Origin of the sequence: Marinobacter sp., from assembly GCF_039977835.1 — a bacterium.
Lineage (GTDB): Bacteria > Pseudomonadota > Gammaproteobacteria > Pseudomonadales > Oleiphilaceae > Marinobacter.
This window is the reverse complement of the sequence record NZ_JBDWCL010000064.1, coordinates 149,930-161,841: the sequence shown is the minus strand read 5'-3', so window position 1 is coordinate 161,841 and position 11,912 is coordinate 149,930. Positions and strand designations below refer to the sequence as shown.

Annotated in this window: 13 protein-coding genes; 4 read left to right on the top strand and 9 right to left on the bottom strand. The window is 58.5% G+C overall.

Translation table 11 applies throughout. The features are described 5' to 3' along the window. Positions 1-47: 47 nt before the first annotated feature. Positions 48-1,784, top strand: a complete 1,737-nt coding sequence (locus tag ABJM11_RS18565) for a hybrid sensor histidine kinase/response regulator (RefSeq protein ID WP_348292442.1) — start codon at positions 48-50, stop codon at positions 1,782-1,784. Positions 1,785-1,786: 2 nt separating this feature from the next. Here the strand turns inward: ABJM11_RS18565 and ABJM11_RS18560 are convergent, their stop codons facing one another. Continuing rightward, the gene (locus tag ABJM11_RS18560) at positions 1,787-2,449 is read right to left on the bottom strand and encodes a response regulator transcription factor (protein ID WP_348292440.1); all 663 of its coding nucleotides are present in this window, start codon (positions 2,447-2,449) and stop codon (positions 1,787-1,789) included. Between the two features lie 103 nt (positions 2,450-2,552). Here ABJM11_RS18560 and ABJM11_RS18555 point away from each other — a divergent pair, with 103 nt between their 5' ends. The 3 genes from ABJM11_RS18555 to ABJM11_RS18545 all read left to right on the top strand — a co-directional run bounded on the left by ABJM11_RS18555 (position 2,553) and on the right by ABJM11_RS18545 (position 5,673). Continuing rightward, positions 2,553-3,401, top strand: a complete 849-nt coding sequence (locus tag ABJM11_RS18555; protein ID WP_348461499.1) for a transporter substrate-binding domain-containing protein — start codon at positions 2,553-2,555, stop codon at positions 3,399-3,401. A gap of 101 nt (positions 3,402-3,502) precedes the next feature. Beyond that, on the top strand, positions 3,503-4,798 hold the full coding sequence (locus ABJM11_RS18550) for an aminotransferase class I/II-fold pyridoxal phosphate-dependent enzyme (protein ID WP_348292438.1): 1,296 nt from the start codon (positions 3,503-3,505) through the stop codon (positions 4,796-4,798). Positions 4,799-4,848: 50 nt separating this feature from the next. Further along, positions 4,849-5,673 (top strand): inositol monophosphatase family protein, encoded by an 825-nt coding sequence (locus tag ABJM11_RS18545; protein WP_348292437.1) that lies wholly within the window; start codon positions 4,849-4,851, stop codon positions 5,671-5,673. A 14-nt stretch (positions 5,674-5,687) separates the two neighbouring features. Here the strand turns inward: ABJM11_RS18545 and slmA are convergent, their stop codons facing one another. The 8 genes from slmA to ABJM11_RS18505 form a co-directional block, all read right to left on the bottom strand. Further along, the gene (slmA, locus tag ABJM11_RS18540; protein WP_348292436.1) at positions 5,688-6,284 is read right to left on the bottom strand and encodes a nucleoid occlusion factor SlmA; all 597 of its coding nucleotides are present in this window, start codon (positions 6,282-6,284) and stop codon (positions 5,688-5,690) included. A gap of 174 nt (positions 6,285-6,458) precedes the next feature. Then, positions 6,459-7,268, bottom strand: a complete 810-nt coding sequence (locus tag ABJM11_RS18535) for a thiazole synthase (protein WP_137436128.1) — start codon at positions 7,266-7,268, stop codon at positions 6,459-6,461. A 50-nt stretch (positions 7,269-7,318) separates the two neighbouring features. Further along, positions 7,319-7,519, bottom strand: coding sequence for a sulfur carrier protein ThiS (gene thiS / locus ABJM11_RS18530; RefSeq protein ID WP_348294239.1), 201 nt, complete (start codon positions 7,517-7,519; stop codon positions 7,319-7,321). Positions 7,520-7,544: 25 nt separating this feature from the next. Beyond that, entirely contained in the window at positions 7,545-7,865 is a 321-nt protein-coding gene (locus tag ABJM11_RS18525; RefSeq protein ID WP_348294251.1) for a DUF423 domain-containing protein, read from the bottom strand. 61 nt (positions 7,866-7,926) lie between these two features. Further along, positions 7,927-8,727, bottom strand: a complete 801-nt coding sequence (locus ABJM11_RS18520; protein WP_348294237.1) for a symmetrical bis(5'-nucleosyl)-tetraphosphatase — start codon at positions 8,725-8,727, stop codon at positions 7,927-7,929. Beyond that, positions 8,720-9,550 carry a 16S rRNA (adenine(1518)-N(6)/adenine(1519)-N(6))-dimethyltransferase RsmA gene (rsmA, locus tag ABJM11_RS18515; protein ID WP_348294235.1) on the bottom strand — a complete coding sequence of 277 codons (831 nt, stop codon included), beginning with the start codon at positions 9,548-9,550 and terminating at the stop codon, positions 8,720-8,722. The genes ABJM11_RS18520 and rsmA overlap by 8 nt, the downstream gene beginning before the upstream one ends. 3 nt (positions 9,551-9,553) lie before the next feature. Next, entirely contained in the window at positions 9,554-10,549 is a 996-nt protein-coding gene (pdxA, locus tag ABJM11_RS18510) for a 4-hydroxythreonine-4-phosphate dehydrogenase PdxA (RefSeq protein ID WP_348294233.1), read from the bottom strand. Continuing rightward, on the bottom strand, positions 10,546-11,871 hold the full coding sequence (locus ABJM11_RS18505; RefSeq protein WP_348294231.1) for a peptidylprolyl isomerase: 1,326 nt from the start codon (positions 11,869-11,871) through the stop codon (positions 10,546-10,548). The genes pdxA and ABJM11_RS18505 overlap by 4 nt, the downstream gene beginning before the upstream one ends. Positions 11,872-11,912: the final 41 nt, after the last annotated feature.

Here is an 11,912-nt window from a genome sequence, read left to right as displayed (position 1 = left end):
CGGCGTTAAACTGAAAAAACCATAATAACGCCGCCGGACAGTTATCCATGAACATTGATCAGTTGCGGGATCAACGATACTCCGGGTTCCGGAGGTTGCGATTCGAGCCTGAACTGGAGCGCTGTTACCGGAAAATCCGGAACGAAGGCATACGCGAACGCGCCCGCCCCGTTTCTGCAGCAGCGCTCCTGTTGTTCCTGGTTTACGCCCTTCTCGACGCCCTGATGCTGCCACCCTCAATCGCCGGGGAAACCATGGCCGTGAGGTTGTTGATAACCTGCCCTGTCATTGCCGGAGTTTGGTGGCTATCCTGGCGAAATGTCAGCTCCGGCACTTTTGTCAGCCTCTATGGCATTGCTTACCTGATTGGTGGCCTGAGCGTGGTCGCCATCATCGGTATCGCACGACTCGCTCACCACCCGCTGCCCTACGAGGGCATTCTGCTGATGCTCATGTTCGGCTATTTCGTCATGGGTATACCGTTCCGGACCGTATCGCTTCTTTCCATGCTGGTAATCGCTGCCTATCTGGCGGTGGAAGCGGCCACCGGAATGAGTCTCCACCAGTTGCTCATCAACGGTTTCTTCATTGTTACAGCCAATATCATCGGGATGGTGGGCTCCTGGCTCAGTGAACACCGGCAACGCGCCCACTTTCTCGACCGCCAGCTACTGGAAGCCTCCAGACACCAGGCCGAACTGGAAAGCCGGCGCAAGACGCACCTCATCACCGTTGCGAGCCATGACCTGCGCCAGCCACTGAACATCATCAGCCTGGTACTGGAGAATCTCACTTCCAATGGGCTGCCAGAACGGCAGGCCGGGCTGGTATTACGCCTCAAACATTCAGTCAATCACTTCAACAACCTGCTGGCTTCGGTACTTGATATATCGCGCCTTCAGGAGGGCATGATCACGCCCGAACCCAAAGAACTGTCGCCCCTGGATGTCATGCGCCAGATCGCGGCTACCTGCACAGAACAGGCTCAGCGCCAGGGTGTGGAGCTCCAGATCGAAACGCCGAAACAGTCTGCCGGTGTTGCCGCCGACCCGGAACTGCTTCACCGGGTGCTGCAAAACCTGGTGGTCAATGCACTGGATCACAGCAAGGCCAGCCGCATCTCTCTCCGCTCAACTCGCAGTGGCAAGCACCTGATCTTTGAAGTACGAGACAACGGCGAAGGCATGGATCAGGCAACACTTGGCCAGATCTTTGCCCCGTTTTACCGCAACAGTGGGCACAACGACCCCGGCCTGGGCCTGGGGCTGGCCATCGTTCAGGAACTGACTGGGCTGATGAAGGGGACCTGTGGAGTAACATCACAACCGGGACAGGGTGCCTGCTTTCGGATCAGCCTGCCCGCCACCACGGCACCGGCTACCGCCACCACGCAGCTCACCGGACATGATGGCCAGAATGTGCAGGATCACTGCGTCGTGGTGGTGGAAGATCACCACGAGGCACGGCACTGGGTTTGCCAGACACTTGAGAGCTGGGGCTACCAGGTAAAGGGATTCGCCACAGCAGAGCAGGCGGTCGATCAATGGCCGGATCTGCGCGACACCCTTTTGGTCAGTGATGTCCATTTACCAGGCATGTCCGGCCACACCCTGTTCGATACGCTTCAGCAAAGGCATTCAGTGGCAGGAGGCATACTGATGACGGCCAACACCGCCCACCCACAGGGATACGATCCCGCCCTGCGGCTTTGGGTTCTGCACAAGCCTCTGATACCGATGCGTCTGCGCGCGGCGATTGTGCAACTGACCCGCATCGAAAGCTGACTTCAGATCAGGCCAAGTGCTCGCGCCTGGGCAACGCATTCCGTTCTGTTATGGGCATCAAGATGGGCAAAGATAGCCTTGAGGTGGGTTTTCACCGTATGTTCTGTCAGGTTCAGCACCTGACAGATCCGTTTGTTAGGCAACCCTTCCGCCAGCAGCACCAGCACTTCCAACTGCCTTGGCGTCAGCGTCTCGGGACTGTGCGAGGGCATTTGCAGGGACGGATAGAAAAGCTGACCAGTGCTGACCCGGCGTATCATCCGGACCAGCGAGTGGCGATCGGCGGATTTGGGAAGGAATCCCACCGCCCCTGCCGATTTCGCAGCCCGTACGGAGGTTTCATCTTCGCGACTCGAAATCACCACGACTGGAACAGGAAGCCCGATGCCCTCCAATTCGGCAAAAAGTGACAGCCCGGCTTCCCCCTGAAGTGTCAGGTCCAGCAACACAAGAGAGGTTTGCGGATGCCGGCGCAAGTCCTCGACGGCATCAGTAACCGAGGCGACGCAACCGACATCATCCACCAGTTTCTCCTGTTCCAGAATGGCAGTAAGCCCGAACAGAAAGAACGGGTGATCGTCCACGATAAGCACCCGGGGCAGCAGCGGATCGCCCCCGGCGGAAGATGTTACACAAGCGGCCTTTTCAGCCATTCGGGTATCCATTGATATCTCCGCATCATTACTGTTGTTGTTACTGCGGCCACAGTCACTATACGAAGAAAACCGGCAACCGACCGTTTGCTGCTTAACAGTTTCTGACAGTATTATGCTGGCTTCCGACCATAGGGTCGCTCTGTCGGCTCGTGCAGGGATGGCAACTGGCCGCTATACTGACGTTCTCGAACCCCTTGCACTGTTGCGGATTCAAACGCTGATGTTATTTCGATTACCTGTCTTGCTCTTATCAGTGTTGCTGCCAGCGCTCACCCTTGCGGACACCCATGTAATAAGGGTGGTGACTTCCGACTATCCGCCCTACGAATACCTGGAAAATGGCGAAGTCAGGGGCACCCACACCGATATCGTTCGCCAGGTGCTTTCCTCCATGGGGTATTTACCCGACATCCGTTTACTGCCATGGGCCCGGGCAGAAGCAAGTGCCAGGGCGGGCACCTCCGATATGATCTATTCGCTGACCTACTCCCGGGACCGGGAGCGTCATTACTACTTCACCGCTCCCCTCAGTCAGGCCCGGGATGTTTTTTTCAAACTGAAAGGCCGTGACCTTCAGTGGCAGAAACTGGATGATCTGGCCGGATTGCGAATCGGGCTTTCAGCTGCCTACAGCTATGCCCCCGAGTTCATGAAATGGCTGGCTGCGGGCAACGCCCGGGTGATCCAGATCAGCCAGGAGTCACCGGAACTGACCGGGCTCAGAATGATTGCCCGGGGGCGCATCGACCTTTTTATCTGCGAGGAGTCGGTTTGCAGCTATCTTATTGAAAAGCACCTTTCAGAGTACCCGGAGCTGTCTGACGTTACCGCCATGCCCACCACCGTGGGAGCCAAACGGGGCTTCCGTGCGGCGTTTTCCCGCCAGCACCCCCGTGGGGAAGCGTTACGGGACAAATTCAATCAGGCTCTGAACGATCTCCGGTCCATCGATTCGTACTGACACCACCCCTGCGGCAATCACCTATCAGAGAAACCGCACAGATTCGTAAAGGTTTCCTATACTGCGGTTGATGCCACCCAACCAGACAACAGATCGGAACCATGGATATCCAGACAGACCACCGCTACGCCATCAACCTCAATGTCCGGGGCATACAGCCCTCAGCCACCCTGCGAATCAACGAACTCAGCAACCAGCTCCGTGCCGAGGGACGGGATATCGTCAAACTGGGGCTCGGTCAGTCACCGTTCCCGGTACCGGAACGGGTGGTGGCTGCGCTGCGCGAGCACGCCCACGAGAAAGACTACCTGCCGGTAAAGGGGCTGAAGGCCCTGCGGGAAGCGATCGCCGGTTACATTAACCGCAGTGAGCGCATGCGTTGCAACTGGGAAGATGTGCTGATCGGGCCGGGTTCCAAAGAACTGCTGTTCATGCTGCAACTGGCCTACTATGGAGACCTGCTGATCCCACGTCCGAGCTGGGTATCCTATGCGCCCCAGGCCCGAATCATCGGCCGCTCGGTCCACTGGCTGCCGACCCATGCCGAGAACAACTGGCAGCTGACCGCGGAAGAGCTCGATATCATCTGCCGTGACGACCCCTCTCGCCCACGCATATTGATTCTGAACTACCCGTCCAACCCGACTGGCTGCACCTATACCGATGATCAGCTACTGGCGATCGCCCACGTGGCCCGGAAATACAAACTGATCCTGCTGTCGGACGAGATCTACGGCGAAGTGCACTTTGAGGGCAAACACAAGTCGATTGCCCGGTACTATCCCGAGGGCACCATCATCAGCACCGGGTTGAGCAAATGGGCGGGGGCCGGTGGCTGGCGCCTGGGCACCTTTATCTTCCCGCCGGAATTGCGGCCACTGCAGGATGCCATGGCGATCATCGCCAGCGAAACCTACACCGCCACCAGCGCTCCCATCCAGCACGCGGCCATTGCCGCATTCACAGGTGGCGAGGATCTGGAGGAGTATCTGAAGCAGTCACGCCGGGTATTGAAGGTCGTCGGTGAATACCTGCATCGCCGGCTGACAACCATGGGGGCTGTGGTACAGAAACCCGAGGGCGCATTCTACCTGTTCCCGGATTTCTCGGGTTTTCGCGAGGCCCTGGCGCGGCGGGATATCAAGACCAGCCAGGCCCTCTGTCAGTCGCTACTGGAAGACACCGGCGTCGCCATTCTGCCGGCCAGTGATTTTGGCTTTGTTCCGGACCACCTTGCTGCCCGCCTGGCGTTTGTGGACTTTGACGGTGCCGAGGCTCTGAAACTGGCCGGCGATAACTACGCCGACCAGGAACTGGAAGACGACTTCGTCAACCAGGCCTGCCCGCGACTGGTAAAAGCCATGGACAAGATGGAGCAGTGGCTCACCGGACTGTAGCCGGGCCGTGTTAGACTGGCGCCTTCATTTGTTGATCGGAGGGCGCCATCTTGTCTGACCCGGAGACCATTGACACCATTGCGGATTTTGCCGAACAGCTGGCCCTGAAGGCCGGCGAGCTGGTCAAGCGGGAGCGTGACGAAAACACCCTGCGCACGGATTACAAACAACAGACAGAGCTGGTCACCCATGCCGACGTGATGGCGGACGAGATGATCACTGGCGCCATTCGCGAGCGCTTTCCCGATCACCGCATCCTCTCCGAGGAAACCATGCCGGACCTGAGCGAGGCCGAGCATCTGGACACTCCACTGTGGATTATCGACCCTATCGACGGCACGGTTAATTACGCTTATGGCCACCCTCAGGTAGCGGTTTCGATTGCCTACGCTGAAAACGGCCGGGTACAGGCAGGCGTTGTGCACGCACCGTTTTCCCGGGAAACCTTCCGTGCCACAAGGGGCACAGGCGCCACCCTGAATGGCAGGCCCATCAAGCACAGCGGTGCAAATGTGCCCCGGGATTCCCTCTTTGCCACCGGCTTCCCCTATACCAAGGACAGCCTGGAGCCACTACTGGACCGGCTGGCTGCCATGATCCACCAGTGCAGGGACCTTCGCCGAATCGGGTCGGCGGCTCTCGATATCTGCTGGGTGGCCTGCGGCCGGCTGGACATTTACTACGAGAATGTCAGCCCCTGGGATTTCGCCGCGGCACGGTTGATCGCCCTGGAGGCCGGGGCGACGGCAGGGCATTTCGGGGAGGTACCGGATGGCTACCCGGCCGATCTTTGGGGCCTGGATATCCTGATTTCGGCGCCGGGGGTCTGGGAGCCGGTGCGGAAAATCCTGAGGAAAGCGTCTGGGTACGAATGATTCAAACCTACGGGTCAGCTCTCGCTACCCCAGACTGCCTCAGACACCAGCCCCCAGACCTCCTCAAAATCACTGGATGGCAGTCGTGAAAACGACGACCGGATAAACCGCTGCACCCGGCCTTCAACGAACACCAGCACAAAGTCCGCACCTCGGGCCGAGCTGGTCCGGGGACGCAAGCCCTGGCGAATTTCGCCTTCCTTTAGCGCCTGCCGCACCTGGGTTTCCAGGCGCTCGAAAAACTGCGAGGCGCGCTTACGCAAGGCGTCGTTCTCTCCCATCAGCGCATCGCCGGTCAGAACCATGCAAAGTCCCGGATTACGTTCGGCGAACACCAGTACCAGATGCACCAGTTGCTGCAACCGCACGCGCACATCCTCCTGTTCCTGAAGGATCACCTGACAACGGGAAAACACGGCCTCCTCGGCAAACTCGATGAGAGCCTCAAACATCTTTCGTTTGCTGGGAAAATGCCGGTATAGAGCCGCCTCGGTAACCCCAACGGATTTAGCAAGGCCGGCAGTGGTGATGCGGGCTCCCGGATCTTTCTCCAGGAGCTCCACAAGGGCATGGAGAATCGCCTCACGACGACTTGTTTTTTGTTCTGTCATAACAGGACTACAGCGCTCTGATTGACTTGGGAGTACGGAGACAGGCGGGCACGTCCATTCGGGACACGCCGTTAATACGTCCCTGTAGGCTCGTAAAAAACATCCCTGTTTTTTACGGTCCCGAATGGACGTGCCCGCCTGTCTCCGTATCGCTTGTTGAGATTGTGGCCCAGATCAGAAGAAGGTGCCATCAATGGGAGACGACGCACTGGCATAGAGCTTCTTTGGCATCCGGCCCGCCAGGTAGGCATCGCGGCCGGACTCTATCGCCAGGCGCATGGCTTTGGCCATGCGGATCGGGTCCTGGGCCAGAGCGATGGCGGTATTCATCAATACGCCATCACAGCCCAGTTCCATGGCCAGTGTTGCATCCGAGGCCGTTCCAACGCCGGCATCCACCAACACCGGTACATTGGCATTCTCCGCAATCAGGCGGATGTTGTAGCGGTTCTGGATACCCAGGCCCGAGCCGATCGGTGCCCCAAGAGGCATAATGGCGATACAGCCCATTTCTTCCAGGCGTTTGGCCAGCAAGGGGTCGTCAGAGCAGTAAACCATCACCTTGAAACCGTCCCGTATCAGCTCTTCGGCTGCCACCAGCGTTTCGGTCATGTTGGGATAGAGTGTCTTTTCTTCACCCAGCACTTCCAGTTTGACCAGGTCATGGCCGTCCAGCAGTTCACGGGCCAGCTTGCAGGTGCGCACGGCATCCTTGGCGGTGTAACAGCCGGCGGTGTTCGGCAGCATGGTGTACCGGTCGGGTGAGACCACATCCAGCAGGTTGGGCTCATCCGGGTTCTGGCCAAGATTGGTGCGGCGTACGGCAAAGGTTACGATCTCGGCTCCGCTGGCTTCGATCGCGTGGCCGGTTTCCATCATGTCGCGATACTTGCCGGTGCCTACCAGCAGGCGCGATTGATACACCTTGCCAGCAATTTCCAGGGGTTTGTCCTCGGGAAGTGGTCTTTCGGAACTTTCACTCATGCTGAACACCTGAACCTGTCATAGAAATAGGGAATAAAAAACAACCAGCCTCAACCGCCGCCAATGGCGTGGACAACCTCCACCCTGTCGCCGTCGCTGAGAGTGAATTCGGTGTGCTGGCTGCGCGGAACAATGTCTTCATTCACTTCCACCGCCAGGCGCTTACCTGCCAGTGCCAACCGATCAATCAATACCGCCACCGTAGCTTCGTCGGGAAGCTCCATGGCGTCGCCATTTACCTGAACCTGCATAGCCTTACCTGCATAACGTCTGTCTTTAACGCCTGAAGCCCGAGATGGTCACCAGTACCCAGCCCACCAGAAAGCTTATACCACCAACCGGTGTCACCGGCCCGATCCAGCGAATGTCCGTGAGTACCAGCAGGTACAGGCTGCCGCTGAATAGCAGGATTCCGGCAATGAAAAAACCTGACGCAATGCCTAGCAGATGCCGTGATAATCCCGCTATTGGAAGTATCGAAACCAGAATCAGTGCCAGTGAGTGGTATACCTGATATGTGACGGCAGTCTGGAAAACTTCAAGGCCGCGATCACCGAGCACCCCCCGCAGGCCATGGGCACCAAAAGCGCCGGCCATGACTGACAGCAGGGCAAACAGGGCACCGCAGACCAGTACCGGGCGCAAGGGTACTACGTTATTAACAGTCACAGTGGATCTTTTCCCCGGTATCCAGGTTCATCAACGTGAGGACACCACCCCACACACAGCCGGTGTCCAGCCCGATAAACCGGTTACTGTCAGTCTGGCCCTCCAATGCCGCCCAGTGACCAAACACCACACGCACATCATCCTGGCGCGGGAAACGAAACCATGGGGCAAAGCCCTCCGGAGCTGAAGCCGCCGACTCCTTGGCTGCGAGCTCCAGGGTACCGTCTTGCGCGATAAAGCGCATGCGGGTGAAATAGTTGGTAATGATACGCCAGCGGTCCATGCCACTGAGCGTCGGAGCCCAGCACTCGGGGCGGTTGCCGTACATCTCGGCAAAATAGGTTTTTGCCTCTGGCCCGCGAATAACCGCTTCTACTTCCTGGCCATAACAGACGGCCTCATCAACCGACCATATATGGGGTAATCCGGCATGAACCATCACGAAGTTACGGTCAGCGTCGTGGATACACAGGTTTTGCTGCCGCAGCCAGTCGAACAGGTGCTCATGGTCAGGCGCTTGCAGAATATCCGAGAGCGTGTCCTTGTTCTTGAGAGCGTGGCCCCCCAGCGCCACGGCCAGCAGGTGCAGGTCGTGGTTGCCGAGCACCACCACCGCAGAACTGCCCAGGTTTTCGATATAACGCAGGGTTTCCAGGGACGACGGACCACGGTTGATCAGGTCGCCAGCGACCCAGAGCCTGTCCCGGGAAGGAGAAAAATTCACCTTGGCAAGGACATCCAGTAGGCGTTCGTAGCAACCCTGAATATCGCCAATGGCGTAGTCAGTCATGGTTTACCTCGTCGGCACTGTGGCTTTCGGGTTTACTCTCCGCCAGCAGATCGGCAATGGCCACATACTCTGCCAGGCCCAGGTTTTCCGGGCGCAGACCATCGTTAATGCCGATGCTGTTGAGCTGTTCCACCGTCACCATGCCGGCAAGGGCCTTGCGCAGGGTCTTGCGACGGGCGCTGAAGGCAGTACGCACAACCGCCTGCAGCAGTTTGTAGTCCCTGGCCGGGTGCGGCAATGTCTTGTGGGGCACCAGGCGAACGATGGCGGAATCCACTTTCGGTGCCGGGCGGAAGGCTCCCGGCCCGACTTCAAACAATGGCTGCACGCGGCAGAAATACTGGGCCATGATGCCCAAACGGCCATAATTGTTGTCACCGGGAACCGCTGCAAGCCGCTGCACTACCTCTTTCTGCAGCATAAAGTGCATGTCCTGCACTACACCGGCGTGGCCAAGGAGGAAAAAAATCAGTGGCGTGGAAATATTATACGGCAGGTTACCGATGATTCTCAGGGGCCTGTCATCCACCAGTTCACCAAAGTCGAATTTGAGAGCGTCCGCCTGGTGTATCCGTAAATTGGGGTAGTTGAAAAACTTGGTTCTGAGCACCGGAATCAGGTCCCGGTCCAGCTCCACCACCTGAAGATCCGGGTTTATGGCAAGCATTTCTTCAGTCAGCGCTCCGAGGCCCGGACCGATCTCCACGAGGGCATCGTCGGGCTTCGGGTTGATCGCACGGATGATGCGCTCAATCACGCCGGGGTCATGGAGAAAGTTCTGGCCGAAGCGCTTCCTGGCCTGGTGGCCGTGTTTGTTGCTCACTGGCTATTCACTCTTTTTTGCGGATTGTGCCATCTGTTCGCCCACCCTGATCGCCGTGTGGAGACTGCCTGCATCGGCGCTTCCGGTACCGGCCAGATCAAGAGCGGTGCCGTGGTCGACTGAGGTGCGGACAATGGGCAGGCCGAGGGTTATGTTAACAGCGCGGCCAAATCCCTGGAATTTGAGTACCGGCAGCCCCTGATCATGGTACATGGCCAGCACGGCATCGGCATGATCCAGCCAGTGAGGCGTAAACAGGGTGTCCGCCGGTAAGGGTCCGGTCAGGGCGAGGCCTTCCCCGCGGAGTGTATTCAGGGTCGGTTCTATTACGTCGATTTCCTCCCGGCCCAGATGCCCCCCTTCCCCAGCATGGGGATTAAGGCCCGCAACGAGGATTCGGGGATGTTCGATACTGAAAAACCTGCGCAGGTCGGTATCGAGGATGCGGGTAACCTGTGTCAGACGCTCCGCAGTGATCGCCGCGGAGACATCTTTGAGGGGAAGGTGGGTGGTCACCAGTGCCACCCGCAGTTCCTCGGTGGCCAGCATCATGACGACACGCTCCACGCCACAGAGTTCCTGCAGGAATTCGGTGTGACCACTGAAGGCGATGCCGGCGTTATTGATGACACCCTTGTGGACCGGTGCCGTCACCATGCCATCGAATGTCCCATCAAGGCAGCCCCGGGCCGCGATGCGCAGGGTTTCCACCACATAGGCACTGTTGGCCGGGTCAAGCCGGCCGGCAGTGGTGCTTGCCAGCCCGTCAACATGAAGGACTGAAAGCTGGCCCGGCGCCGTCGCCGGGCGGCAGCCGGGCTTCCAGTCCTGCAGTTCCACGTCCAGCCCGAGCAACTGTGCCCTGGCTTGCAGCAGGTGTTTGCAGGCCACCACCACAATCCCTGGCTGACGCTCGTTCACGGCCAGTTGCAGGCAGAGGTCCGGGCCGATGCCAGCCGGTTCGCCTGCGGTCAGTGCAAGGGTGACCGGTTGCTTCATGATTCGCTGGGGTCTCCGGATTCTTCATTCTTGAATTCGATAAAGGCTTCGTCGCGGATCTCACGCAGCCAGTTCTGCAGCTCGGTATCGTACTTGCGGCGATAGATCGCCTGTCGCGCCTCGGATTCCCGAATATCACCGCTGATATCCTGCTCGCGGCGATCCTGCACTTGCAGAATATGCCAGCCGAACTGCGATCTGAAGGGCCCTTTAAACTCGCCAACATCGGCTGCCATCATCGCCTGCTCAAACTCCGGCACCATCTGGCCCGGGCTAACCCAGCCCAGGTTACCGCCATCAGAGCCGGACACAGGGTCATCGGAGTATTCCCGCGCTAGCGTTCCGAAATCAGCGCCATTCTGCAGTTGCTCATAGATATCCCGGATCGCTTCTTCCGCCTGGCTCTCGGAAACCGTTTCAGAGGTGCGCACAAGAATGTGTCGAACCATGGCCTGCTCGATCATCTGGGCCTGTTCTCCGCCACGACGATCCATGACCATGACCAGGTGAAAACCGCTGTTGTTCTGCAGAACCGGAGAAACCGTTCCCGGCTCCAGATCCGGCACCACGTTGGCAATCAGGGAGGGCAGCCGATTCTCCGCGCGCCATCCCATATTACCGCCGTCAAGGGCATTGCTGGCATCGGATTCAGCCACAGCAACTTCGCGGAAATCCCTGCCGGCGACAATTTCCTCACGCAGCGTTTCCACTTTGTCGCGGGCGGCGCTGACTTCTTCCTCGTCATTGAAATCGTCCACCTCGATGAGGATATGGGCCAGCTCGTATTCCGCATTGCTCCGACCCTGGCCTGCCATGGCATCGAGATAATTCTGCACTTCCCGGTCCGTAACCCGCACGCGATTGCCAACCTGGCGTTGCTGCACCCGGCTGGTGATCATTTCGTTGCGGATCTGTTCGCGGGCTTCGCGGTAGGTAACCCCTTCCTGAGCCAGCTGTTGCTCAAACTGTTCCAGCGTCATGTTATTGCGCCGGGCGATGGAAGCCATGGTCTCGTTAAGCTCATTATCGCTGATACGCATACCGGCCCTGTCGGCCATCTGCAGCTGGATCGATTCGGTAATCAACTGTTCCAGCACCCGCTCCTCAAGAATGTCACGGGGTGGCAGGCCGGTTCCCTGTGCACTCAGCCGGCCAACAATGGTATTGATCCGCGCTTCCAGCTCGGATTGGAGAATGACATCGTCATTGACCACCGCAACCACCTCATCAAGCAGTTTGCGTTCGGCTTGCACGGTTGCAGAAAATGCCACAGCCATCAGTACCATCAGTATTCGTGCGCAATGGCGAAGGTTCGCCTTCATAGTCACCTCTGTATGGAAAAATACTGCCTGTCGCCGGGGCA